The sequence below is a fragment of the Streptomyces sp. NPDC058697 genome, from assembly GCF_042715345.1.
GTDB lineage: Bacteria > Actinomycetota > Actinomycetes > Streptomycetales > Streptomycetaceae > Streptomyces > Streptomyces liliifuscus.
Genome location: NZ_JBHXSU010000013.1, coordinates 250,078 through 274,618, shown reverse-complemented (window position 1 = coordinate 274,618; position 24,541 = coordinate 250,078). Strand labels below are relative to the sequence as shown.

Annotated in this window: 18 protein-coding genes, 1 tRNA gene and 2 pseudogenes; 7 read left to right on the top strand and 14 right to left on the bottom strand. The window is 68.0% G+C overall.

What is annotated here, in order from left to right; all coding sequences use genetic code 11:
* Positions 1–110: 110 nt before the first annotated feature.
* The gene (locus ACFWXQ_RS28835; RefSeq protein WP_383948209.1) at positions 111–2,045 is read right to left on the bottom strand and encodes a glycogen debranching N-terminal domain-containing protein; all 1,935 of its coding nucleotides are present in this window, start codon (positions 2,043–2,045) and stop codon (positions 111–113) included.
* Positions 2,042–3,541 carry a trehalase family glycosidase gene (locus tag ACFWXQ_RS28830; protein ID WP_383948212.1) on the bottom strand — a complete coding sequence of 500 codons (1,500 nt, stop codon included), beginning with the start codon at positions 3,539–3,541 and terminating at the stop codon, positions 2,042–2,044. The genes ACFWXQ_RS28835 and ACFWXQ_RS28830 overlap by 4 nt, the downstream gene beginning before the upstream one ends.
* Before the next feature lie 145 nt (positions 3,542–3,686).
* Between ACFWXQ_RS28830 and ACFWXQ_RS28825 the strand changes: the two genes are divergently transcribed.
* Positions 3,687–4,904: an ROK family protein gene (locus ACFWXQ_RS28825; RefSeq protein WP_383948215.1), complete on the top strand. Its 1,218-nt coding sequence runs from the start codon at positions 3,687–3,689 to the stop codon at positions 4,902–4,904.
* A gap of 450 nt (positions 4,905–5,354) precedes the next feature.
* Positions 5,355–8,105, top strand: coding sequence for a pyruvate, phosphate dikinase (gene ppdK, locus ACFWXQ_RS28820; RefSeq protein WP_383948218.1), 2,751 nt, complete (start codon positions 5,355–5,357; stop codon positions 8,103–8,105).
* A gap of 726 nt (positions 8,106–8,831) precedes the next feature.
* Here ppdK and ACFWXQ_RS28815 read toward each other — a convergent pair.
* Entirely contained in the window at positions 8,832–8,981 is a 150-nt protein-coding gene (locus tag ACFWXQ_RS28815) for a hypothetical protein (protein ID WP_383948221.1), read from the bottom strand.
* A 203-nt stretch (positions 8,982–9,184) separates the two neighbouring features.
* Here ACFWXQ_RS28815 and ACFWXQ_RS28810 point away from each other — a divergent pair, with 203 nt between their 5' ends.
* The gene (locus tag ACFWXQ_RS28810) at positions 9,185–11,608 is read left to right on the top strand and encodes a tetratricopeptide repeat protein (protein WP_383948224.1); all 2,424 of its coding nucleotides are present in this window, start codon (positions 9,185–9,187) and stop codon (positions 11,606–11,608) included.
* Positions 11,609–11,795: 187 nt separating this feature from the next.
* Here ACFWXQ_RS28810 and ACFWXQ_RS28805 read toward each other — a convergent pair.
* A tRNA-Ser gene (locus ACFWXQ_RS28805) sits at positions 11,796–11,872 on the bottom strand.
* Positions 11,873–12,243: 371 nt separating this feature from the next.
* Here ACFWXQ_RS28805 and ACFWXQ_RS28800 point away from each other — a divergent pair.
* Entirely contained in the window at positions 12,244–13,728 is a 1,485-nt protein-coding gene (locus ACFWXQ_RS28800; protein WP_383948227.1) for an RNA-directed DNA polymerase, read from the top strand.
* Positions 13,682–14,209, top strand: a complete 528-nt coding sequence (locus ACFWXQ_RS28795; RefSeq protein WP_383948230.1) for a hypothetical protein — start codon at positions 13,682–13,684, stop codon at positions 14,207–14,209. Before ACFWXQ_RS28800 ends, ACFWXQ_RS28795 begins: the two co-directional genes overlap by 47 nt.
* Positions 14,210–14,330: 121 nt before the next feature.
* Here the strand turns inward: ACFWXQ_RS28795 and ACFWXQ_RS28790 are convergent, their stop codons facing one another.
* The 3 genes and pseudogenes from ACFWXQ_RS28790 to ACFWXQ_RS28780 form a co-directional block, all read right to left on the bottom strand.
* The gene (locus ACFWXQ_RS28790) at positions 14,331–14,747 is read right to left on the bottom strand and encodes a hypothetical protein (RefSeq protein WP_383948233.1); all 417 of its coding nucleotides are present in this window, start codon (positions 14,745–14,747) and stop codon (positions 14,331–14,333) included.
* 192 nt (positions 14,748–14,939) lie between these two features.
* Positions 14,940–15,614: pseudogene (locus ACFWXQ_RS28785) on the bottom strand (YdcF family protein).
* Positions 15,611–15,863, bottom strand: a pseudogene (locus ACFWXQ_RS28780) (UTRA domain-containing protein); the annotation flags it as partial. The pseudogenes ACFWXQ_RS28780 and ACFWXQ_RS28785, both read right to left, overlap by 4 nt.
* 8 nt (positions 15,864–15,871) lie before the next feature.
* Here ACFWXQ_RS28780 and ACFWXQ_RS28775 point away from each other — a divergent pair.
* Entirely contained in the window at positions 15,872–16,456 is a 585-nt protein-coding gene (locus ACFWXQ_RS28775; RefSeq protein ID WP_383948236.1) for a TetR/AcrR family transcriptional regulator, read from the top strand.
* A gap of 84 nt (positions 16,457–16,540) precedes the next feature.
* Here ACFWXQ_RS28775 and ACFWXQ_RS28770 read toward each other — a convergent pair whose 3' ends face one another.
* Positions 16,541–16,912, bottom strand: a complete 372-nt coding sequence (locus ACFWXQ_RS28770; protein ID WP_383948239.1) for an iron chaperone — start codon at positions 16,910–16,912, stop codon at positions 16,541–16,543.
* Between the two features lie 200 nt (positions 16,913–17,112).
* On the opposite strand from ACFWXQ_RS28770, the gene ACFWXQ_RS28765 reads away from it, so the two are divergent.
* Entirely contained in the window at positions 17,113–17,736 is a 624-nt protein-coding gene (locus ACFWXQ_RS28765; protein WP_383948241.1) for a calcium-binding protein, read from the top strand.
* A 79-nt stretch (positions 17,737–17,815) separates the two neighbouring features.
* Here ACFWXQ_RS28765 and ACFWXQ_RS28760 read toward each other — a convergent pair whose 3' ends face one another.
* The 6 genes from ACFWXQ_RS28760 to ACFWXQ_RS28735 all read right to left on the bottom strand — a co-directional run bounded on the left by ACFWXQ_RS28760 (position 17,816) and on the right by ACFWXQ_RS28735 (position 24,475).
* Complete coding sequence (locus tag ACFWXQ_RS28760; protein ID WP_383948244.1) at positions 17,816–18,238, bottom strand: LAETG motif-containing sortase-dependent surface protein; 423 nt, start codon at positions 18,236–18,238, stop codon at positions 17,816–17,818.
* 241 nt (positions 18,239–18,479) lie between these two features.
* The gene (locus tag ACFWXQ_RS28755; protein ID WP_383948247.1) at positions 18,480–19,385 is read right to left on the bottom strand and encodes an FG-GAP repeat domain-containing protein; all 906 of its coding nucleotides are present in this window, start codon (positions 19,383–19,385) and stop codon (positions 18,480–18,482) included.
* A 151-nt stretch (positions 19,386–19,536) separates the two neighbouring features.
* On the bottom strand, positions 19,537–20,697 hold the full coding sequence (locus ACFWXQ_RS28750) for an alkaline phosphatase PhoX (RefSeq protein WP_383948250.1): 1,161 nt from the start codon (positions 20,695–20,697) through the stop codon (positions 19,537–19,539).
* A gap of 190 nt (positions 20,698–20,887) precedes the next feature.
* Positions 20,888–21,820 (bottom strand): oxidoreductase, encoded by a 933-nt coding sequence (locus tag ACFWXQ_RS28745; RefSeq protein WP_383948253.1) that lies wholly within the window; start codon positions 21,818–21,820, stop codon positions 20,888–20,890.
* A gap of 157 nt (positions 21,821–21,977) precedes the next feature.
* Positions 21,978–23,873 (bottom strand): SulP family inorganic anion transporter, encoded by a 1,896-nt coding sequence (locus ACFWXQ_RS28740; RefSeq protein WP_383948256.1) that lies wholly within the window; start codon positions 23,871–23,873, stop codon positions 21,978–21,980.
* Positions 23,870–24,475, bottom strand: a complete 606-nt coding sequence (locus tag ACFWXQ_RS28735; protein ID WP_383397123.1) for a carbonic anhydrase — start codon at positions 24,473–24,475, stop codon at positions 23,870–23,872. The genes ACFWXQ_RS28740 and ACFWXQ_RS28735 overlap by 4 nt, the downstream gene beginning before the upstream one ends.
* Positions 24,476–24,541 lie beyond the last annotated feature (66 nt).

Sequence of the window (24,541 nt, the reverse complement as noted above, 5' to 3'; positions counted from 1 at the left end):
GCGCAGTTCCCCGCGCCCCTAAAAGCGGGGCTGCGCCCCTGGCTTTTGTCTTTTAGGGGCGCGGGGAACTGCGCGATCAGCCCCCACCGGGCCGCACCCGAAGTCAGACCTCACGCACCCCCCACCGCCGTGAGCAACGCCAACGGAGCCGCAGCCGAACGGGATTCGCGGACGCACGCATGCGGATACGGCACCGGCTCCGCATGCGTATCGCGCCCGTACCCGGCCAGAACCTCCGGCAGCCGGTGCCCGGCGGCCGTCGCCGCATCGACCAGCGCATGGGCGACCGTCCGGGCCTCGTCATGGAGCCCGTACCGCGCCAGCCCCAACGTGATCAGCGCGTTGTCGTGGGGCCACACCGACCCCCGGTGGTAGGACAGCGGATGGTACGCGGGCTGGCCCGAGGCAACCGTGCGGACACCCCAGCCGGAGAAGAAGTCCGGCTCCAGCAGCCGCCGCCCCACCAGCTCCCCGTACTCCTTGTCCAGTAACCCGGACCACAGCAAGTGCCCCGCGTCGGACGCGAGCGCGTCGACGTGGTTGCCGTCGCCGTCGAGGGCGAGCGCCGGGAAGGAGTGGTCCGGCATCCAGAAGTCCCGCTGGAACCGGTCACGGAGATCCCCCGCGGCCTGTTCGAGGAGGGCCGCGTACACCTCGTCGTCCCATACCGTCCGGGCCAGCTGCGCGGTCCGGCGCAACGCGTCGTACGCGTATCCCTGTGCGCCCGCGGCCATCACCGGGCCGGTCGGCCGGGAGCCGTCGCCGGAGCAGATGGCGCCGGGGGAGTCCTTCCAGTTCTGGTTGGCGAGGCCGCCCTCGTCCGCGCGATAGACGAGATATCCGCGCGAGGTCAGCCCGCCGTGGTCCAGCATCCAGCCGATGGCCGCCCGGGCGTTGGGTTCGAGGCGGCGGGCAAGTGCCGTGTCACCCGTCTGTTCGACATACGCGCCCAGGAGGACCAGGAAGAGCGGGGTCGCGTCGACCGAGCCGTAGTAACGCCCGTACGGCACCTGCCCGAAGTGGGCCAGCTCCCCGTGCCGCATCTCGTGCACGATCTTGCCGGGCTGGGCGACCGTGCCCACGCCGACCTCGGTCGCCTGGGCGGCGGCGAGCGCGGGCAGGGTGGCGGCGGCCAGCTGGGGGCGGTAGGGGAGGGCGAAGAGAGAGGTGAGGAGTGCGTCGCGGCCCAACAGGGTCAGGAACCAAGGGACTCCGGCCGCCGGGACGCGAAGTTCCTCTCCGTCGGGGCCCGTTGCGGGCACCTGGAGCACGGCCAGGTCGGACAGACCCCGCGCACAGGCCGCGGCCAGCTCGGGCCAGCCTGTCGGGAAGGGCACGCCTTCCGCGAACTCCCCTTCCAGCGCGAGGAGTCGGGCGTTGGCGGCGGCCGGGGAGGGGGGCACCTCCGGGTGCGGCATACCGTGCGGGCGCGCCGCCACCCGGAGGGCCAGCTCGGCCGATTCGTGCGGCTGGAGTTCGAGCGTCCACACGAGTCGGCGCGCGCCCGTGCCGGTCTCCTCCACGCCGTCGGGCGCGGGCTCGGACGTCACGGTCGTACAGGACCGCCACTCCCCGCGCTGGTAGGTGAACTCCACGCCGTCGTCGAGGACTTGGCGGGAGCGGACCACACCGATCTTCGTGTACGTACGGTGGTCGGAGCGCAGCTCGAACTGGTCCGTGAAGTCGGCGTCCGCGGTGACCGCGATCCGGACCGTCGTCGGCGCGGGGCGGTTGCTGGTGACGCGCAGCGACTCGACGAACGCCCCGTCCGCCACGGCCTGTTCACGGAAGATCGTGTACGCGGGCGGCTCCTGCCGGCCGCCGCGCGGTACGAGCACACAGCGGGCCGTGTCGCCGTCCGCGACCGGCGTCAGCGCCTCGGGCACCGCCCCGTCGACGGTCAGCTGCCAGCGGCTCAGATGCCGGGCGTCGCGCACGAACAGCCCGTGGGGCGAACTGGCGCCGCGCACTCCGTTGATGTCCCCGCCGTCGCCCACGGCCGCGAACGTCCCACCGTGCACGAGCAGATGATGCCGGTCCGTCATCGCCGGTCCCCTCCCTTGGCGCCCTTGCCGAACTCTTCCGTCGTGCTGTGCACCGCTTCGGGTGCCTCGTGCAGCAGGTCAAGCGTCAGCGCCGCCGTCCAGCTGAAACCGAGCGCTCCGCAGGCCTCGCCGGTGTACGGATCCACGTACTCCGCGAACCCGGACGTGTCCGCCGTCTCCAGCAGCGCGCCCCGCAGTTTCTCCGCGCGTGTGTGCTCCCCGTGGAGCCTGAGCCCGTGCTCCACCAGCCAGTTGGTGTTGAACCAGGCCGGACCGCGCCAGTACCGGTGCGGGTCGAAGGCGTGCCCGGTCAGGTCGTAGCTCGGCACGAGCCGGGTCGAGTCGCCGAGCCCGAAGTGCGGCCCGTACAGCGTCCGTACGAGCGTGGCGGCCGTGTCGCGGGGGAGCGTCGGCAGGAGCAGTGGGACGAGGCCGGAGACGCCGCGCTCGGGGATCAGCTCGTCCGTGCGCACGTCCCGGCAGAAGAACATGCCCTCGGCCGGGTCCCACAGCCGGTCGACGAGCGCCGCCGTCAGCCGCTCCGCGCGCGTGTGCCGGGCCGTGCCCGTCGCGCCCAGCTCCCGCGCGATCCGCGCCAGGGCGTGCTCGGAGGCGATCAGCAGCGCGTTGAAGGCCGGGTCCTCGACCGCGAAGCCGGAGGTGCCGTCGGTCCCGTCCGCGTACTCCCCGTCCCGGTAGTCCGTCGCCAGCCGCACGTACCGTCCGTAGTCCAGATCCGTCGGCCGGTCCTCCGCGGCGCCGTGGTCGAGGTCCGCGCGGCGGAAGGAGCGGGCCGGGGCGGGCGTCACACGGGACAGCGGGGCGTCCCAGCTCGGCGCGTTGTCCATGCCCTGCTCCCAGGGGTGGACCACCGAGGCGAGGCCCCCGCCGCCCAGGTCCCGGCGGTGCAGCAGATAGCGGTGCCAGGCCGCAAGGCGCGGGTAGATCCGGGACAGGAAGGACCGCGCCCGGGACAGACCCGGGTCGGAGACGTGCACCAGCCAGGCCGCGAGCGCGTGCACCGGTGGCTGCACGATGCCCGACGTCTGTACGGTGCGCGGGGCGCCCGCAGCGCGCCCCGCGGTCGAGGAGCGCCAGAAGTCGGGGCTCGGGAAGTACGCGTCGAGGGGGACGGAGGGGTTGAACACGATGTGCGGAATCCGGCCGTCGCCCCACTGCGCGTCGAGCAGCGTCTCCAGCTCGACCTGCGCCCGCAGCGGCGACAGATGGCGCAGGCCGATCGCGATGAACGCGGAGTCCCAGGACCACTGGTGCGGGTACAGACCGCGCGAGGGCACCGTGGACGTGCCGGTCCAGTTGCCGTGCAGTACCTCGGCCGCCCTGAGGTGCAGCGATCCCGCCGGGCGGACCGGATCGTATACGGCCACCCCGGAAGGGCCGATCTCACCGTGGCCGGAAAACGGCGGTGAGGTCGCGGTGCGTACGGGATCCACGGTCCCGGTGCGACGGGCGGTGAGCTGGGTTGTGCGGTCCACTCAGGTCTCCCCGAAGACATGCGGCCGACCAGTTCGGCAGTAGCTACTGTAGGGTTACGTCTATTTAACACGCAAAACTCAATATGTAATGCAGAGTTGGTGAGCGCAAGGGGTTCGCATGACCGGAACCACAGGGAGTAGCGGAATGGCCACACGCGCCGGGAAGACCGGGAGCCAGGCGAGCTCCGGCGACCTGCTGGAGCTGGTGCGCAGCGGGCGCGCGACCACGCGCGGGGCCTTGCAGCAGGTCACCGGGCTGTCGCGGGCCACGGTCGGGCAGCGGCTCGACCGGCTCTTCCGGGCCGGCTGGCTGCGTGAGGGCGCCGCGGGCCCGGTGGACTCGCCGCTCGGCGGCCGCCCCTCGGTCCGGCTGGAGTTCGACGACGCCCACGCCGTCGTCCTCGCCGCCGACCTCGACACCCGGCACGCCCGCGCCGCCGTGCTGTCCCTGACCGGTGAGCTGCTGGCCGAGCACACGGGGTCGCTGCTGATCGAGGAGGGCCCGGACGCGGTCCTCGGCGAGCTGGGCCGCTGGTTCGCCGAGCTCCTGGAGAAGGCCGGGCACCGGGCGCACGAGGTGTGCGGCATCGGGCTCGCCGTGCCGGGGCCCGTGGACAGCGAGACCGGCCGGGTCGTCCAGCCGCCGATCATGCCCGGCTGGGACGGCTACGACATAAGGGGCCGCCTCACCCGTGCCTTCGCCGAGCACACGGGCGCCGGCGCCGTCCCGGTCCTCGTCGACAACGACGCCAACCTCATGGCGTACGGGGAACAGCGCACCGGCCACCCCGACTGCTCGGCGTTCGTGCTCGTGAAGGTCTCCACCGGTATCGGGGCCGGTGTGGTCGTCGGCGGTGCGATCTACCGGGGCATCGACGGCGGCGCCGGGGACATCGGGCACATCCGGGTCCCGGAGGGCGCCGACGCGTTGTGCAGATGCGGGTCGTACGGGTGCCTCGCGGCCGTCGCGAGTGGTGGCGCGGTCGCGCGCAGGCTGGCGGAGACGGGCGTGCCGGCCGCGTCGGGCTCGGATGTGCGCGATCTGCTGGCCTCCGGGCATCCCGGCGCGGCCGCGCTCGCGAGGGAGGCCGGCCGGCATGTCGGTGACGTACTGGCGACCGTGGTGACGCTGCTCAACCCCGGCGTCCTGATGATCGCCGGAGACCTGGCCGGGACGGCGTTCCTGACCGGCGTCCGCGAGCTCCTCTACCAGCGGGCCCTGCCCCGCTCCACCGCCCACCTGGACGTCGTCACCTCACGGCTCGGCGAGCGGGCGGGTCTGGTCGGTGCGGGCGCGATGGTCGTGGAGCATCTGTACGCGCCCGAGCGGGTCGAGGAGCGGCTGCTCGCCATGGGCGTGTGACGGTGACTCGCCGGTCACCCGCCGGTCACTCGCCATGAGCGTGTGACGGTCACGTTTCCGTCTCCGTGCCGGTCCGCATGGTGAAATCCGGGCGCCGGAATCTGCGTGATTCTCGCCACGCCTGATCGGGGTTTCGCTCAGATGAGCGGATCTTGGGCGGCTGCACTTCTCAAAGGATGGCACTGAGTGCCACCCGTTGATCATTTACGGCGTGAACTCAGGCGTGCCGAGTGCCGCTCAGGTGAGCGATATTCCGGGTCTGCAGGTGTTGGCTCGTTCAAGAAGTGAACGCTGTCGGGTCGCCCGGCTTACCTCTCCTTGACTTTCGATCTGCTGGCGGACGAGTGGTTACAGCCGTATGACGCGCAAGTGGACGTACCCAGGCGCCTTCGATCTGGGTATGTTCCCCGTCGTCAGGGCAGCCACCGCGTCCTCGAGGAGTCGAGACCCGTGTCGGAAAACAAAGATCCCCACGTAGCTGAGAGCGGCGACAGCGGCGTCGCGGACGTGAAGTTCGTTTACGACTTCACCGAGGGCAACAAGGACCTCAAAGACCTCCTTGGTGGCAAGGGTGCCAACCTCGCCGAGATGACCAACCTCGGCCTTCCCGTGCCTCCCGGCTTCACCATCACCACCGAGGCCTGCAAGACCTACCTCGACAGTGGCGACGAGCCGGCGGCACTGCGTGACGAGGTGAGCGCACACCTCGACGCCCTCGAAGCGAAGATGGGCAAGAAGCTCGGCCAGGCCGACGACCCCCTCCTCGTCTCGGTCCGTTCCGGGGCGAAGTTCTCCATGCCGGGCATGATGGACACCGTCCTGAACATCGGGCTCTCCGACAAGTCCGTGCTTGGCCTCGCCCAGCAGGCCGGTGACGACCGCTTCGCGTGGGATTCGTACCGCAGGCTGATCCAGATGTTCGGCAAGACGGTCCTCGGCGTCGAGGGCGAGCTCTTCGAGGACGCGCTGGAGGCGGCCAAGGCCACCAAGAAGGTCACCGTCGACACGGACCTCGAAGCGGCCGACCTCAAGAAGCTCGTCACCAAGTTCAAGAAGATCGTCAAGACCGAGGCCGGCCGGGACTTCCCGCAGGACCCGCGCGAGCAGATGGACCTCGCCATCCACGCGGTCTTCGACTCCTGGAACACCGACCGGGCCAAGCTGTACCGCCGCCAGGAGCGCATCCCGGGCGACCTCGGCACGGCCGTCAACGTCTGCTCGATGGTCTTCGGCAACCTCGGCCCCGACTCCGGCACGGGCGTCGCCTTCACCCGCGACCCGGCCAGCGGCCACCAGGGCGTCTACGGCGACTACCTGCAGAACGCGCAGGGCGAGGACGTGGTCGCGGGCATCCGCAACACGGTCCCGCTCGCCGAGCTGGAGCAGATCGACAAGAAGTCGTACGACCAGCTGATGCAGATCATGGAGACCCTGGAGAACCACTACAAGGATCTCTGCGACATCGAGTTCACCATCGAGCGCGGGCAGCTGTGGATGCTCCAGACCCGGGTGGGCAAGCGGACCGCGGGCGCGGCCTTCCGTATCGCCACGCAGCTCGTGGACCAGGGCCTGATCGACGAGGCCGAGGCGCTCCAGCGCGTCACGGGCGCCCAGCTGGCCCAGCTGATGTTCCCGCGCTTCGACGACGAGGCGAAGGTGTCGCAGATCGGCCGGGGCATCGCCGCCTCGCCGGGCGCGGCGGTCGGCAAGGCGGTCTTCGACTCGTACACGGCCGTGAAGTGGTCGCGTTCGGGCGAGAAGGTCATCCTGGTCCGCCGGGAGACCAACCCCGACGACCTGGACGGCATGATCGCGGCGGAGGGCATTCTGACGTCGCGGGGTGGCAAGACGTCCCACGCGGCGGTGGTCGCGCGCGGGATGGGCAAGACGTGCGTGTGCGGCGCGGAGGAGCTGGAGGTCGACACCAAGCGGCGCCGGATGACGGTGCCGGGCGGGCACGTGGTCGAGGAGGGCGACGTCATCTCGATCGACGGTTCGAGCGGCAAGGTGTACCTCGGCGAGGTCCCGGTCGTGCCGTCACCCGTCGTGGAGTACTTCGAGGGCCGGATGCACGCGGGCGCCAACGACGCCGACGAACTGGTCGAGGCCGTGCACCGGATCATGGCGTTCGCCGACCGCAAGCGCCGCCTGCGGGTGCGCGCCAACGCGGACAACGCCGAGGACGCGCTGCGGGCGCGGAGGTTCGGTGCGCAGGGGATCGGCCTCTGCCGTACGGAGCACATGTTCCTGGGCGACCGTCGGGAGCTGGTCGAGCGGCTGATCCTCGCGGACACGGAGGCCGAGCGCGAGGAGTCGCTGAAGGCGCTCCTGCCGCTCCAGAAGCAGGACTTCGTGGAGCTGTTCTCGGCGATGGACGGCCTGCCGGTCACCATCCGTCTCCTGGACCCGCCGCTGCACGAGTTCCTGCCGGACATCACCGAGCTGTCGGTCCGCGTCGCGCTCGCCGAGTCCCGCAAGGACGCCAACGAGAACGACCTGCGGCTCCTCCAGGCCGTGCACCGCCTGCACGAGCAGAACCCGATGCTGGGCCTGCGCGGCGTACGCCTGGGTCTGGTGATCCCCGGTCTCTTCACCATGCAGGTACGGGCGATCGCCGAGGCCGTCGCGGAGCGGAAGGCCGCCAAGGCCGACCCGCGCGCGGAGATCATGATCCCGCTGGTGGGCACGGTCCAGGAACTGGAGATCGTGCGCGAGGAGGCCGACCAGGTCATCGCGGAGGTCCAGGCCGCGACCGGTACGGATCTGAAGCTGTCCATCGGCACGATGATCGAGCTGCCGCGGGCCGCCCTGACCGCCGGTCAGATCGCGGAGGCGGCGGAGTTCTTCTCCTTCGGCACGAACGACCTGACCCAGACGGTGTGGGGCTTCAGCCGGGACGACGTGGAGGCCTCGTTCTTCACCGCCTACCTGGAGAAGGGCATCTTCGGCGTCAGCCCCTTCGAGACGATCGACCGGGACGGCGTGGGCTCCCTGGTCAAGTCCGCGGTGAAGGCCGGCCGCGAGACCCGCCCCGACCTCAAACTCGGAGTCTGCGGCGAGCATGGCGGCGACCCGGAGTCCGTCCACTTCTTCCACGAGGTGGGCCTCGACTACGTCTCCTGCTCCCCGTTCCGAATCCCGGTGGCCCGGCTGGAGGCGGGTCGGGCGGCGTCTTCCTCGCAGGGGAGCGACCACCGGTAGGGCGGGCCGGTAGCACCCCGGCCCACCTTTGAGCCGGACTCGCCGAACCCCGGCCCACCTTTGGGCCGGACCCGCAGAACCCCGGCCCACTTGAGGGCCGGGCCCGCAGGACCCCGGGGTCGTGATCCGCCATCCCACCCTCACCGGCGGATGAGGGTCCCGGCGCACGAAAATGGAGGGGCGGCACCTTGTGCGGAGGTGCCGCCCCTCCGTGCATCGTCTGCGGAGACTGTCAAGCTACGTCGCTGACCAGGGGAAACGCCGTTTGCTGGCGTTGGTTGCCGTTGAATGTACGGGAAGGTGTTGTGCCCTCGTTGTGCCCTCTGGGCGCGATTGGCGTCTGCACGTGCTGCCACCAGAGAGGCTGGTCGTGGACCGTCGGCGGTCGTGTTGGCTGCCCTCGCGCGGCAGACCACCGGCAGATCTACAGACCGCGCCCGTAGCGCGTGCCCCCGGTCTTGGCCTGTGTCAGTAGCGCTGGTACTGAACTGCCATGGTGGTGGGGTGCAACGCCACCCCGCCACCCGTGGGGGAGCTGCACGGTAGCCGTTGTCATTGGTCGTTGCTGGTCGTCGTGGGCCGCCCTCGGACGGCCCACGGACAGCCCGGCAGTGAAGGGCTGCTGGGCGGCTCTGCGGGCATCTCGATGAGGCAGGGAAAGTCCTACCGGGCTCGGGCAGGACGGCTTTCAAGAGGATCCATCCGCCCAGCCATTCAAGCCCTTGATCAGTGGTCGAGCAGCCACCCGACCACGGCACGTACGGCGCCGGAGACGACTCCTGCGGCAATGCGGCCGATGAAAGCGAGGGTCTCGCTGCGGCCGGGGCGGTCCGCGCGCTCGGTGGTGGGCGGAGCGGGCGGGGTGCGGCGGGTCATAGCGGTCTCCTGGGGGAATGTGGTTCGCCTGCTGCCGGTTGCTGCGAGGCGGTAGCGCCATGGACCTGCTTCCGGGGAGTTTCCGGCGAAGTGCACCCGCTGGGATGCGAGACAACTAGCCTGGTCAGCCTGGATATGACGGCCTTTCCGGACAGTTACGCTCCTGGAAGAGCCGGACGGCCGGAAGGCGGGAGAAAGGCACGGTGGGCGAGCACTCAGAGCGACTCTGGACCGAGCTGAGAGCGGTGTACGAGGCGGCGGGACGTCCGACCCTGGACCGGTTGGTGGCCCTGGGGCGCGAACAGCAACCGCCGATGGCGGTCTCCAAGTCCACGATCGGCGACTGGCTGGGCGGGAAGTCGGTACCCGGAACGAAACACGCCACCTACTTCCGGGTGCTGGCCGCGTTTCTCCAGGGCAGAGCAGCGCGTTCGGGCCGCGGATACATCGCCCGACCGGAAGGCCGGTGGCAACAACTGCTGACCCGGGCACAGGCGGAGCGAGCCTCCGCCCGGGGCGGCCGCCCCCGTACGGCCGATGCTCCGACGCCGCTGGCGGGCCCGGTGACCCTGCCCCCGCCCCCGGCCGGGTTCACCGGCCGGACCGGGCCGCTTGGACAGGTCCTGGACCGGCTGGACCCGGACAGCGAGCAGGCGCGGGCGGCGGTGGTGGTCTCTGCGGTGGCGGGGATGGGCGGCGTCGGCAAGACCGCACTCGCGCTCCAGGCCGCACACCAGGCCCGGGAGCGGCGCTGGTTTCCCGGCGGGATCCTCTTCGCCGACCTACGCGGCTACAGCCCCGGCGCGGAACTGGACGCCGCCGCGGTCGCCGACCGGTTCCTGCGCGCGCTGGGGGTCAAGGCCAAAGACCTGCCCCCCACCCCGCAGGAGAAGCAGGACGCCTGGCACCTGCTGCTGAACGATCTTGGCGCCCGGGAGCGGCCGCTGCTGGTGGTGCTGGACAATGTCCGCTCCCCCGGGCAGGTCGCCGCCCTGCTGCCCCCGTCTCCGCACCGGGCTCTGGTCACCTCCCGCCAGATGCTGTCCACGCTGCCCGCCCACCGCATCGGCCTGGACCCCCTAGAGGCCGCCGAGGCCGTCGCTCTCCTCGACGAGGCGCTGCGCGTTGGCGGCACCGGCGACGAGCGTGTCACCGCCCAGCCCGCCGACGCGCAGCGCTTGGCAGGGCTGTGCGGGTACCTGCCGCTGGCACTGCGGATCATCGCAGCGCTGCTGCGGGACGAACCGGAGCGGACCCTGGCCGACCAGGCCGCCGACCTGGCCGACGCCTGCACCCGATTGGACGCCCTCGAGTACGACGGCGACGACGGCCAGGGACGCCCGCTGGCGGTACGGGCCACGTTCGAGTTGTCCTACCGGCACCTGACCGGCCCCCAGGCTACGGTGTTCCGCCTGCTGGCCGCGGCCCCCGGCCGGGACATCTCCGCGGCCGCGGCCACCGCACTGCTGAACCGGCCCGACGCCCGGCGTCTGCTGGCCGACCTCGCCCGCGCCCACCTGCTCCAGTCCGCACCCGGCGAACGCTGGTCGATGCACGACCTGGTCCGTCTGTTCGCCGACGATCACGGCCGCGCACAGGCCGAGACCGACCAGCGCGACACCGCCATGACACGCCTGCTGGACTACTACCTGGCCACTGCCCGAGCAGCCGACAGTCACCTGAACACGCGGCCCGATCAGCCTGTCGCCAGCGTCTTTTCCGACCGCGATGAGGCACTGACGTGGCTGGACGCCGAACACGCGACCTTGCTCGCCGCCGCTGTCTCGCCCAAAGCGCGGCACCATCCCGCTGGCGTGCAGCTATCCGCAGCCGTGGCTCAGTTCCTCTACGTGCGCAGGCGATTCGATGATGTGATTAGGCTCACCTCTGCGGCTATCGACATTCTTCGGGAGGGCGATGATCGCTACCGCGAAGGCCAGGCACTGAACAACCTGGGACTCGCCCTAACCGAGGTACGGCGCTTCGAGGAAGCGATCGACGCCCACACCACCGCCGCCGACATCTTCCGCCAGACCGGTGACCACTACGCTGCAGGTGAGGCACTGGATCATCTGGGCATCGCCCTAACCGAGGTGCAGCGTTTCGAGGAAGCGATCGACGCCCACACCGCTGCCGCCGACATCTTCCGCCAGACCGGTGACCGCCGCGCCGAAGGAGGATCGCTAAATAACCGAGGGTTCACCCTCCAACGAATGCAGCGCTTCGGCGAAGCGATCGACGCACACAGGCAAGATCTCAGGATCTGTCGGTTGATCGGTGACCGCCACGGCGAAGGTAAAGCACTGGGCAATGTCGGGTCTGCCCTGGCACACATGCGGCGCTTCGAGGAAGCGATCGACGCCCACACCGCTGCCGCCGACATCTTCCGCCAGACCGGTGACCCCCATGCTGAAGGTGTGATGCTGACCAACCTGGGGACCGACTTGGCACAGATGGGGCGCTTCGATGAGGCCATCGACGCCCACAGCACCGCCGCCGGCATCCTCCGAGAGGTCGGTGACCCGTACCGGGAAGCTGTGGCGCTGAACAACTCGGCCATCGCGCACAACGAGCGCTGGCGGCATCAAGTTCCGAAGCCATCGAGCCCGGGGCCGGTGATGCCGTGACAACAGGCCTCAACTGCGGCGTACGCCATTCAGAAGAAATGATCGCAAGTCTGGGCCACGTCTGGGCCACACGCCCTGGTCAGGAGCGGGGCACGGGCGAAAAAGCGTGAGACAGTTCGAATGCGTGAAGGGCGCCGCCCATCAGACGGCACCCCTTCTGGCCTGGCCCTCAAGGCTCCTGCTGCGGCGGGTGCGGGATTTGAACCCACGGTCACATCGCTGCGACGACGGTTTTCAAGAGCGTCGTGCTGCCACGACCCTCCCCGGTCTTGACCTGCACCGATGCATCAATCGCTCGGGCGACTAGGCGCGTTAGCCCACACATGGCCCACGGATCGCGCACTGGGAACGAGCCGCCGGCGTCCCGAAACCTCGGTCGGGCACTCGACGTTGCGCCGATACACCGCTCACCCACTGCGAAGAGTCCACAGGTGCGCATGCCCGCCGCCATGCGTCGGCGTTGTCATGCAGTCAGACACTCACCGCCCAGTGAGGTCCCGGCCCGGCGGTGATGGCGCCACCGAAGCATGGCCAGAGGGCTCCATGAACCTCATGTCGCTGCTCTGATCCCCAAGAAGACGTGCACACACCTATTATCTGAGAGCGAGGGCGTGAATCGGGGGATCGGGGAGGTCGTGGACAGCCTTTCGACACGGCTTAATACTGCGCTCAGGTTGCTGATTGCTGGGCAAGAATTCTCAGAGATACCTGACGTGGCCTTTTATTCCGACATTGAAGATCAGTGGAAGAATGGATACCGCGATACATTAAGAAGCTCCATTTTGGATCAGGAATATGGCCCACGCCATACAGAGATCGTGGACTACCCTAAAAATTCGATATCCGTGCGACCTCTTGCCCGATTCTCGGCTCGCGACAGGCTGATCTATGACGCCCTGGTCTTCGATATCGCTGCAGAGGTTGATGAACATCGACATAGTTCCGTTTACAGCTACCGATGGAACCACCGGGCCAGCGAGCCGATTTTCTGGAGTTACTCATGGAAGCTTATGAGGAGGAATTCTCTGCGCGTCCTGAGTCGCAACCGCAGGCTACACATGGCCTCGCTAGATGTCTCGTCTTTCTACGAGCACATCGACGTTGATTACCTTTCAGAAGACCTAAACCTTATGGTTCCGAACGAACTCGCCGTCCGCAGGGTATCGACCTTCCTGGATAAGTTCCAGAACGTTAATCACGCCTGGGGTCTACCTCAAGGGTCGGACGCTTCCGGGATACTTGCGAACGTCTATCTCGCCTCGACGGATCAGTATCTTGCACGCAATCGGGTGCCGTTCTTTCGGTATTCGGATGACATTTCAGTTTTTGATGATGACTGGAATTCTTTGCGCGATATCCTGATAGGCGTCAATAAGATATTTCGCGCCAGGAAGCTTTCAATGGCTGCACACAAAACCACCATAGTCGACCACGATACTGCTTGCAATCGACTAAAGAACGCTCGGGAGGCTTCTATCGATCACGGGGTTTTCGTGGGAGATCCTGAAGTGGATGCAGATATTCACTCATATTTTGACGAAGTATCCAAATGGGGAGACGTTGACACTCGTCGCCTGAGGTTCGCATTGAATAAATTGCGTCGCCGTCATGACGATTACGCGGTCAGTTGGTGCTTGAATAATCTCCGTTACATTGCACACGTTGGTAAGGAGGTGTTTGCCTATCTGGCAGTCTGCGAGCATCGCCTGCCCGAGATTCAACGAAAGCTGACTTCCTTCATGAATTCTCAAGGGAGTAATAGCTACCCCTACATCGAACAACGCGTGCTCCGCTACGTGATTCGCATGAACGTGAATAGCGAGCAGATGAAGGAAGCAGCATGGGGCATCTTGCATGACAGGAACCGCGAAGAATTTCCACGCGAATTTGCTGCTAGATACCTTGGGCGATGCGCCTCCGTGGCTGAATCACAGTTGCTTCGACATGAGTTCGAGCGCGAGCCTAGCGAGGCTATGCGGAGAGCTCTTCTAATATCTCTCTACGAATCCTCCTATCTTTCCGTAAGGTATCGGCGAGACGTTGAGAACTCTTTCCCGTATTTAAGATGGCTCTGTGCATATCTTGAGAAAAACCCGAAAATTCCCACATCGCGAGGATAGTGTGAATCAAGCGCAACATGTAGCGGTTAAATCTGAGCTTGAACGCCTAGCCGAAAACTGTCTTTACAGTGCACAATCATACTTTGAAGCAGCAAAGAGGGCGGAGTTCTGGGGGCGCTTCATGGTATTCATACCGGCATGCTTTGCTGCTGTTTCTGGCTTTATGTCGACCATGAGCAAGGATGAACTCTGGGGTGCCGTATCGGCAGTCACAGGTGCTATTGCAGCCACCGCTTCGTTCCTGGGTGCTACCAAGAAAGCAGCGGACTTCCTGTTGTCGGCGCGTTCGTACACTTCGCTCCGCCATCGTCTCCGCTTGGAGATAGGATTGCTGTCCGAAGAGGCAGATTTTGACGTCACACAAAGAATGCTGCGAGAGCTTAGCGCAGCATACATGCACATCGTTGAAAACGATGTGCCGGTTCCGAATCGGTCGTTCGCTGTGGCTCGCGAACGAATTAGGCAAGGTTTGTCATCCTAATCAAGGGACGTACCGTAGCTTGCGGATCAGCTTGGATTGTGGTACTTCCCGCTGGCGTCATGATCTTCGAGGCTGGCATCAAACGCACCGCCTAGTCGTAGAGTCGACTGGCCCAGCCATTTTAAAGATGCTCTAACCCAAGCTTGCTTAACCGGGAGCGAATGGCGCTGGGTTGACGTCCGAACTTCTTGCCGAGTGCATCGAAATCACGTTCACCCTCGCGGTACAGCGTGAGCAGATTAGCCTCGTCTTCAGACGTCCAGGGCTGCCCGAAGTTTGGGTATCGGCTCCGGAGTTCTTCTGGTGCGTCCCGCCGACCATTGGCAGGTACATCCTCGATCTTGATGGTTACGATTGTACTGAGCTCGAAGCGTGCAATCTCAGTATCCGCCAGCCAAAGTATCAGCGTGGCGTCTTCGAAGGTGATCTGATCTGCCGGAACCGTCATCGAGCGCCGTAGGCAATCGGCGTCACTCGGGTCCGGTACGTAGTCGGTGAAGCTGAGGCGGAACAGCGCTCGCACTGGAAGTACCCCCATACCCATAGGGTGCCTGATAGGTACCATTCGCGACAGAGCGCCTCTGGTCCCTGTGGCCCCGCTTACGGGCGGTCCGCTGGCGAAGACAGAAACGGACCACCCATGTAGCGGGCCAACCGCGCTGTGCGCGGGCGGTTGGCTGAAGCAGGTTCGCAACGGCGCCCGGAGTGGGGACTGCCGTCCCTTCTGGCATCACACGCCAGGTCGAGGGGCAACGTCGGCCGGCAGGAGTCGGCTCGTGAAGCCCTCGACGTACAACCGCTCGTAGGCAGCCACGATGACGTCCGGGACATCCTGTTCGATGGCCAGACCCCAGCCGGGGAAGACGAGCACGCGTTGTAGGGCGCCCACGATCATGTCGATCACCATGCGAGCGTCCCCGATGGAGTCGGCGTACTCCTCCAAGCCCATCGGCGAGGATGCACACACCACCTCGGACTCAGCCCAGAGCTTCCGCATCATGGCGTACGAGCGTCGCTCTTTGTACGGCTTGCTCACGAGCAGGACAGACGAGACCTTGATACCGGCCTTGGCCAGCACCGCTTTCGTGAACTCGATGTTCTCCGCAGTGCTCGTAGCGCGCGGCTCCAGCAACACGGCGGAGTCAGGCACCCCGAGCTGCATCGCTCGCTTGCGCTAGTGGGCCGCTTCTCCCCGCGGCATGCGCGTTCGTGTCGTGGGGCTGGTGGCCCCGGTGAACGCGATGACGGAGGCCATGCCCTGGTGATACAGCTCCGCCGTCACGTCAGCCACACCGAGGTCGTGGCTGCCCAGACCAACGGCCACCGAACAGGGCCGTGGATCGTGGTGCATACCGTAGTAGTCCCACAGAAGTCGGGCATCTGCCCATGCCTGTGTCGAGATTATTTGTGCCCCTTCCCATCCAGTGCCGAGTCCGGAACCTTGAAGTCGTACTCCCACGCGAAGCGCGATGCCGCGTGGAGGCCGATGGCGTACTCAACGACCGTGCCGTCAGCGGTGTAGGTCGTGCGGTGCAGCTCCACGACGGGCTCGCCCGGCGGCAACTGCAGCACCTTCACCTCGTCCGCCGTGGGGACGCGAGCGAACAGAGCCTTTCTCATGTGGTCGATCCCGTACCCCCGCGTCATACAGCACGTGCGACGTTGGTCCAAGCCGCTCGACAGCTGTCCGCCATACATGGGCTCGACATCGCCCTCGACGAGATCGCCCGCGCGGCCGGAGTGAGTATCGGCACGCTCTACAACCGCTTCCCCAACCGCGCGGACCTGGTGAACGCCGTGTTTGCCGACCGGACCGAGACCGTCGTGCGGATCGCCGAGCACGCCCTGTCGATGCCCGACCCATGGGCGGGCCTCGTGCACTTCCTGGAGCGGATCTGCGAGCTGCAGGCCGCCGGCCGCGGTTACAACGACCTGGTCTCCCGGCGCCTGCCGCAGGCCACCCCGCCCGAGGACCATCTGCGCGGGTACGAGCTGATGACGCAGGTCGTCGAGCGGGCCAAGGAGGGGGGCGCGCTGCGGGCCGACTTCACCCCGGAGGACATGGCGTTCGTGACCTGGGGCACCGCACGCACGGTCGAGGCGACCGCGGGCGTCCGGCCCGAGGTATGGCGGCACCACCTCGCCATGATGCTCGACGGGATGCGCACCTCAGCAGCCCATCCGCTGCCCGAACCGCCCATGCGGCCCCAGGAACTGGCCCGCGTCATGGGAGCGGCCTGCGACTGAAATCCGCCTGTCGCCGACTGAAGTGCTCAATGGCCGACCTCGCGGCGGTCGCCCGTCAGAGGTCTCGCCCGGCCCGCACCGCCGTCACATCCACAGCACGCCGTCGTCCTCGTGTTCGTGCAGGCGGAAGGCGATCATCCGGCGCAGCAGGTCACCGGGCACGGGCCGGTCGTACGGGAGCTTGACCGAGCCCTTGCCGGTGACGAAGTCGGTGAGGTCGGCGTCGAAGGCCTCGCGGGTGCTGGGGGTGAACACGATGTTCGCGTGCTTCGCGTGGCCGCTGACCATGAAAAGGATCGTCCCGGACGGGTGAACCCACGCGGGATGGCCCCACTTGATCGCCTCACCCGCCCCGGGGACCGACTCGACGGCCAGCGCCCGTACCTGCTCAAGCACCTCGCGGCCCTGCCCCGCGAAGCCCTCGATGTACTCGTCGATCGTCTGCGGCTTTCCCATGGCGCCAGTCTGGCACTGCCCACCCCCGATGGTCGGCAACCGAGCCCCCATCGCGTTCAACTCAAGTCAGACGTACGGGACTTGAGCGCGGCCCCGCGTCGTTAATTGGGGGTTCTCCCCCCATGCGCCCCCACCGCTCCACTCCTACGGTTGATCACGGCAAGACCAGCCCGTGTTCATCAGGGGGAAGAGGAGGGGCATTGAAGACCTCAATGCGCAGAGCGGTACAGGCCGGCGTGACGACCGTGGTTCTGGGTGTGGCGACAGTGCTGTCGGCCGGACAGGCGCACGCGGCAACCGGTGTGAGTGTGAGCACTGTTCGTATCTTCGTCAACGCCGTGGAGGGGAAGGCGAACGATCTTTCCATCACCCGGTCCCTCGACACCGTCACCATCAGCGACGGAGGCGACACCGTCACCGCGGGAGCCGGCTGCACCCAGGTCGATGTCGACACGGTCCGCTGCCCGTACGGCGGCCGCACCCTCACCCTCGAAGGCGGGAACCTCGGTGACATCATCACCGTGACGGGGAGCGTGCCCGCCATCATCAACGGCGGCGCGGGCAACGACATCATCACGCTCGACCCCAACGCCACCGCGGGGACCACCCTGGACGGTCAGGCCGGGCACGACTCCATCTTCGGCGGTGGAGGGGCCGACCGAATCACCGGTGGCACCGGAGACGACGTCATGTTCGGCCGAAACGGCAACGACCGCCTGGACGCCCTCGACTCCTCGCAGGCCAACGACCGCTCCTTCGGGGACGCCGGTACCGACACCTGCGTCGGGGACCTCAACGACCTGAAGGACAGCTGCGAGAGCTGAGCCCTTCGCCCCCTCGGACATCGACGCGGCGGGGACCCTCCACAGGGTTCCCGCCGCGTCCTGTGCGTCCGCCGACGTGTCAGCGGGCGTCGCGGCGCTTGCGTGCCGCGAGCAGCATGCCGCCTCCCGCGAGGAGGACCACCGCACCGCCACCCGCGACGTACGGCGTGGCGCCGCTGCCGCCCGTCTCCGCCAGGTCGGTGTTCTTTTCCCCCGTGTCGGAGGCGGTGTCCTCGGTGCTTTCGTCGTCCTTGCCCTGGTCGTCCGCCGGGACGAAGTCCGAGGGCGGCTGGTCGCAGCCGATGCCGTCCTGGTCGCGGTCCAGGTCGTCGGCGTAGTGCTGCTCGTCGCTCCTGGGGATGTCGGAGAACCCGTTCTCGTATGCCTCGGTGCAGTTCTTGAACGGGTGGTCGCCGTCGTGGGCCTGGGCGGTGGTGGCCGACAGAGCGGTGAGCGCCAGCGCGGCGACGGCAACGGCGGCGGGCTTGCGGAGCAACTTCACGAGAGCACCTCAGATTTGGGTCGTTATCCGTACGCATGATCACGGAGGGCGATCAGTCGGATTTGAGGTGACGAAAGTATTAGGGGGCTGATGGTGCGGTGGCGGAATGACGGACCCGTGATGCGAACGTGACGTGACCGGACGGTAGCTCTCCGCTCATGGGTCCGTCATCTGTAAACCAAGAGGAGGGTGGCTCCCCGTGCGGGGCCCTCGCTCGTTCGCCGGTCTGCCGGTCTGCCGGTCAGGCGGAGCGGCGGACGGTGATGCCGGTGTTGTTGACCACGATGGCGTCGGCCCGGCCGTCGCCGGTCACGTCGGCGAACGCGCCGCCGGGGGAGTGATCTCCGTAGTACGGGTCGCTGGTCCAGGTTTCGTTGGCGGTGAAGGCGGTCCCGTTGGAGCGGCGGACGGTGATGCCGTCGTAGTTGACCACGATGGCGTCGGCCAGATCGTCTCCGGTGACGTCCGTGAACGCGCCGAAGGGGGCCCGCTCTCCGCCGTACGGGTTGCTGGTCCAGGTTTCGTTGGCCGTGAAGGCGGTTCCGTTGGAGCGGCGGACGGTGATGCCTTCGGAGTTGACCACGACGGCGTCGGCCAGATCGTCGCCGGTGACGTCCGCGAACACCTCGTAAGGGGGCTGGCTTCCGTAGTACGGGCCAGTGGTCCAGGCTTCGTTGCCGGAGAAGGCGGACCCGGTGGAGCGGCGGATGGTGATGCCGGTGTCGTTGACGGCGATGGCGTCGGCCCGCCCGTCGCCGGTGACGTCCGCGAAGTACGTGCCGTAGTTCCCGTAGTACGGGTTGGCGGTCCAGGCTTCGTTCGCCGCGAAGGCGGTTCCGGTGGAGCGGCGGACGGTGATGCCGGTGTCGTTGATCGCGATGGCGTCGGCCCGCCCGTCACCGGTGACGTCGGCCATCTGCGTGCTGTTGCTCCCGTAGTACGGGCCGCTGGTCCAGGCCTCGTTGCCGGAGAAGACGGACCCGGTGGAGCGGCGGACGGTGATGCCGGTGTCGTTGATCGCGATCGCGTCGGCCAGACCGTCACCGGTGACGTCCGTGAACTGGGTGTCGTAGTTCCCGAAATACGGGTTGCTCGTCCACGTCTCGTTCGCGGAGAACGCGGCCTCCGAGGGCGTGGCGAGTGCCACCACCCCCACTAAGGCACAGGCAGGGGCCAGAACCTTGACTAGGTGTCTCATACGCATGTCCTGTCGGATGAGTTGAGCAAGGAACGGAGGAGCTTGGCAGTCTATGAATCGGTTCATGAGCGGCACAGGGTGATGCCCGGCCATTCACGGCTCAGGCCCGGAACGGACCCCTCACCTCGTACGTGATGCCGCCGGACGAACTGCCGCTGGTGCCGCGCTGGCTGGAGAAGTAGAGGCGGGTTCCGTCGGGGGAGAAGGCGGGGCCGGTGATCTCCGAGCCGGACTGGCCGTCGATGCGGAGGAACGGGGCGATCACGTCGTTCGGCGTGATGACGCAGATCTCCATGTTGCCGCCGTCCTCCGCGACGAACAGGTCGCCCGAGGAGCTGCCGGTGATGTTGTCGACGCCGGTCAGCGGTGCCGTACCGGAGGTCACGAGCGAGTCGTCGTACGCCAACTCGTAGGTGTTCGCGGCCAGGTTGAGCTGCCAGACGCGGTTGTCGCCCTTGGTGGTGAACCAGACCGTGTCGTCGGCGTAGTGGCAGCCCTCGCCGCCGTTGAACTTCTTCGAGCCGGAGACCTGTGTACGGGTCGTGGTGGGGGAGCCGTCCGGGTCGGGCACGTTCGCCCAGGTGAAGGAGCCGGAGGTGGCGGTCCCGGCGACCATGACCTGGAGGGTGCCGGCGGACAGGCTGCCCCAGGTGGTGGGGACGAAGCGGTAGAGACAGCCGTTGGTCTCGTCCTCCGTCAGGTACACCACCCTGCGCACCGGGTCGGCGGCCGCCGCCTCGTGCTTGAAGCGGCCCATCGCGTCCCGGCGCACGGCCGCGTTGACGCCCCACGGGTCCGTCTCGTAGACGTAGCCGAGGGACACCTCCTCGCAGGAGAGCCAGGTGTTCCACGGGGTCTTGCCGCCCGCGCAGTTCTGCCGGGTGCCGGACAGGACGCGGTACGCGCCGGTGACCGCGCCCGCCGACGAGAACTTCACCGCGCTCGCGCCGCCGGAGGGGTTGATCTCCGAGTTGGAGACGTAGATCCAGCCGCTGCCGTCGGCGTAACAGGCCCCGCCGTCAGGGGCGTTGTGCCAGGTGTAGGACGTGCCGGTGACCGTCTGGCCGGACCTGGCTATCACCCGGCTGGTGAAGCCGCTCGGCAGCCTGACGCCGTTCGCGTCCGCCGCGCCGAGTGCCCCGTACGGGCCGGTGCCGGGCTGGGCGGGTGCGGCGTACGCGGCGCCGCGCCACAGGGTTCCGCCGAGGACGGCGGACGAACCGCCGAGTACGGCCGCGCGCAGGAGGGTACGACGTTCCACTGTCGCTCCAAGGGGGTGCTGTGACCGCCCCGTCCGCCGGTCGGCGACGGGGTCGCGCACCGCCGGAGCCTAGGAGTGCGGGGTGGACGCGCCATGGCCAGGCGGTGACGTGTACGCGTCACTGCCTGTGTGCCCCGTACGCCCGTGCGTCATGCCTTCCGCGGGCAGCACGTCGCGAGCATCCCCCGCTTCACACCTTCAGCGTGTCGTAAGTGACACCCGTCAGCCGCTCCGACTCCTCCCAAAGCCGTTGTCCCGCAAGGTCGTTGAGGGTCCACCCGGCGCGCCGCGACTTCGCCGGGGAGCCGCGGAGGCCGAGGATCGAAGGGCCGGTGAAGGAGTCCGGGCGTACGCCGGGTGCCGTCGCCGCGTACAGCGTGGGGAGCGCGCCGGCCTCCGCGGACTGGGCGAAGACGCGGGTGCCGATCTCCATGAACCGTTCGGAGCCCTTGCGGCCCCGCATTCTCGGGGCCACGCTCATGAGGTTGGTGGCTGCGTATCCGGGGTGCGCGGCCGCCGCCACGACATCGGAGCCGATGGCGGCGAGCCTGCGCGCCAGCTCGTGCACGAACAGCAGGTTGGCCGTCTTCGACCGCCCGTACGCGGTCCAACGCCCGTACTTGCGCTCGCTGTTGAGGTCGTTGATGTCGATGTTGGCCAGCGCGTGCACGAAACTGGACACGCTCACCACGCGGGCGCCGGGCGTGGCGAGCAGCGCCGGCAGCAACAGCCCGGTGAGCGCGAAGTGTCCGAGGTGGTTGACCCCGAACTGCGTCTCGAACCCGTCCGCCGTACGCCCCTGCGGCAACGCCATGACGCCCGCGTTGTCGATCAACAGGTCCAGCCGGTCGTACTTCCGCCCGTACGCCGCCGCGAACTCCCGTACGGAGTCCAGGTTCCCGAGATCGAGAGGCGCGAACTCGGCCTCCGCGTCCGGCACTTCGATGGCCACCCGGTCGGCGGCCTCGACACCACGGCTCTCGCTGCGGCACGCGAGGACGACCCTGGCGCCCCGCCGGGCCAGCTCACGGGCGGTGACATACCCGATCCCACTGTTCGCCCCGGTGACAACGACGGTACGACCGCTCTGATCGGGAATGTCCCGCGCGCTCCAACCGCTCATGGCCTTGGCTCCCTCCGCGTACGAGTGGCTTCACAGCGTAAGCACGCCCGAGGGCCGGCGCCCCCTCAGGGGCGCGGGGCTGTATCGATATGCGGCTCCGCCGCGTGGGCGCGACAAGCCACGGCCGACCCGCACGTACGAACGACCGGGGCGGAGCTCAACGAGAGGCGTACTCCTCAGGCATGGGCCGCGTATCGAGATAGAACCACTCGGCCGTGGGCCCGGGCCCCTGCGCCGGCCCCGCGGCCGTGGGCGCGTACGGCCGCCGGGGCAACTCGGCTCCGGCCGACGGCCGCCCCCGCTCACCGGCCAAGTCCGCCACAGGCGCAGGCGCCGGCGTGCCAACCGGCTTCGCCGGCCCCGGCATCAGCAACTCCACCCGCAGGCCGAACCCCCGCTGCTGGGCGACGAACTCCTCCACCTGGTTGCGGCAGGCATGATCCAGGTGGGTCACACCGGTCAGGTCGAGCCGAATGCGCGGCTTGCCCGCCTCCGCGGCGGCCTCCAGCGCCTCGATCAGCTGCGGCAGCCGCAGGAACGTGGCGTTGCCCGCCATGACGACCTTGGCGGTGTCCTCCTCCAGGTGCTGCTTGATGACGGTCTGCGACATGCGCAGTGCGGCCAACACGATCCCGGCGGCGAGGCCGAAGAGGACACCTTCGAGGAGCGCGGTCGCCACGATGACCAGCGTGGTGAGGGTCATGACCGCGAACTCGCCCCGGTCCTGGCGCCACATCTTCGGGAACTCCTCGGGGGCGAAGAGCTTCCAGCCGCTGTGTACGAGGACGCCCGCGAGGACGGCGATCGGGATCAGGGCGAGGACCTGGGGCAGGAGCAGCGCGAAGGCCAGCAGCCACAGGCCGTGCAATGTGCGGGACAGCCGGGTCTTGGCGCCCGCCTGGACGTTCGCGGAGCTGCGGGCCACGACCGCCGTGATGGGGAGCGCGCCGAGGAGGCCCGCCACGGTGTTTCCGGCACCCTGGGCGATGAGTTCGGGGTTGTAGCGGGTGCGCGGGCCGCTGTGCATACGGTCCACCGCGGCGGCCGTGAAGAGGCTCTCCGCCGAGGCGATCACCGTGAAGGTGAGGATCGCGGTGATGATCCCGACGTCGGCGAGTCCCGCGAACTCGTTCGGGCCGGGGACGTCCACGGACGCGAGCAGATTGCCCACCTGGAGCGTCTTCACGTCCACGCCCGGCAGGGAGGCGACCCCGATGCCGATCCCGACGGCCACGAGCGCGGCCGGGATCTTCTTGACCGGGCCCGGCAGCTTCTTCCACAGGAAGCTGAGCGCGATGGTGGCGATACCGAGTCCGGCGGCGATCAGCGCCTGGGGGTTGGCCACTGTGTCGGCGATGAGATCGGGGAGGCCCGCCATGTTCTCGATCGGGGTGCCCGGGGCCTTGGAGTCGGACATCGGGTACAACTGGCTGAACATCAGCGGGAGTCCGATGCCCGCGAGCATGCCCTGGACGACGGCCAGGGAGATCGCCTGGAAGATCCGGCCGAGTCGGACCAGGCCCAGGACGATCTGCAGGATGCCCGAGCCGAGGACGATCACACCGAGCATGGCGACGCCGAACTCAAGCACGGTCTCCGCCACGAGGGCCGCCAACCCGGCCGCCGGACCGCTGACTTGGAGGGTACTGCCGCGCGCCGCGCCGACCACCAGGCCGCCGATGACACCGGAGATGATGCCCAGCTCCGCGGGGACACCGGAGGCGACGGCCACGCCGATGCACAGGGGGAGCGCGACGAGGAAGACGACGAGGGAGGCGGTGATCTCGGTGGCGAGGTCGGCCTTGGGCCCCTTGGCGTTCTTGTCCGCCTTGGCCGTCCTGGCCGTCCTGTTCACCTCGTCCGTCCCGTTCGCCTCCTCCGTCCTGGCCGTCGCGGCCGCCTTGTCCATACGGGAGGTGGCCGGCGGCGTGATGTCCGGGGCGTACGTGGGGGAGTGGGCGGGGGCGTTCGGGACGGGGAAGTCCGGGACGGGCGGGGCGTCCGGGATCTTGGCGTGCGCCGGTACGCGTCCGCGTGCGTGCATCCCGCTCATACGGCGTGCACCCGGAAGCTGCCGTCCTCGTCCAGCTCGTGGACCTGGCCGGTGTCGACCTCGTAGTACCAGCCGTGCAGCCGCAGCCGTCCCGAGTCGAGCCGTGGCTTGGTCACCGGGTAACTCCTCAGTGCCGCGAGCTGGTTGACGACGTTGAGCTGGGCCACGGCCGGCATCGACGGGTCCTCGAAGGCCCCGTCGAGCAGCGGTGCCAGCTCCGGGCGGGCCAGGTCCAGCCAGGCGTCCACGCCGGGCAGCGCGGACAGGTCGTCGCCGGACTTCAGGGCGCCCATCGCGCCGCAGTGGGAATGGCCACACACGACGATGTCCTGAACGCCGAGCACCTCCAGTGCGTACTCGATGGTGGCGGCCTCGCCGGACGCGCCCTGCCGTCCGTGCGGTGGAACGATATTGCCTGCGTTCCGCAGCTCGAATATCTCTCCGGGCCGTGCGCCTGTGATCAGGGCGGGTATGACCCGTGAGTCCGAGCAGGTAATGAACAATGCCTCCGGATATTGGCCTTCGGCCAGCTTCCGGTATTCGCCGCTCTCGAAATCGACGCGCCTCTTGAACGAGCGGGCGCGGTCCAGCAGTGCCTTCACGGTTCCTCCCGGCAGGGGGTTCGACCAGGGCTTTCCCGTCGTGCTCCCACCGTAGAGGGGCGACTG

What these genes read in the sequence shown, in the direction of transcription:
- ACFWXQ_RS28835 (WP_383948209.1), bottom strand. Translation starts at nt 2,045, where the DNA reads ATGACGGACCGGCATCATCTGCTCGTGCACGGTGGGACGTTCGCGGCC.
- ACFWXQ_RS28825 (WP_383948215.1), top strand. Translation starts at nt 3,687, where the DNA reads ATGGCCACACGCGCCGGGAAGACCGGGAGCCAGGCGAGCTCCGGCGAC.
- ACFWXQ_RS28815 (WP_383948221.1), bottom strand. Translation starts at nt 8,981, where the DNA reads ATGACCCGCCGCACCCCGCCCGCTCCGCCCACCACCGAGCGCGCGGAC.
- ACFWXQ_RS28790 (WP_383948233.1), bottom strand. Translation starts at nt 14,747, where the DNA reads ATGGGGGTACTTCCAGTGCGAGCGCTGTTCCGCCTCAGCTTCACCGAC.
- ACFWXQ_RS28770 (WP_383948239.1), bottom strand. Translation starts at nt 16,912, where the DNA reads ATGGGAAAGCCGCAGACGATCGACGAGTACATCGAGGGCTTCGCGGGG.
- ACFWXQ_RS28745 (WP_383948253.1), bottom strand. Translation starts at nt 21,820, where the DNA reads ATGAGCGGTTGGAGCGCGCGGGACATTCCCGATCAGAGCGGTCGTACC.
- ACFWXQ_RS28740 (WP_383948256.1), bottom strand. Translation starts at nt 23,873, where the DNA reads ATGAGCGGGATGCACGCACGCGGACGCGTACCGGCGCACGCCAAGATC.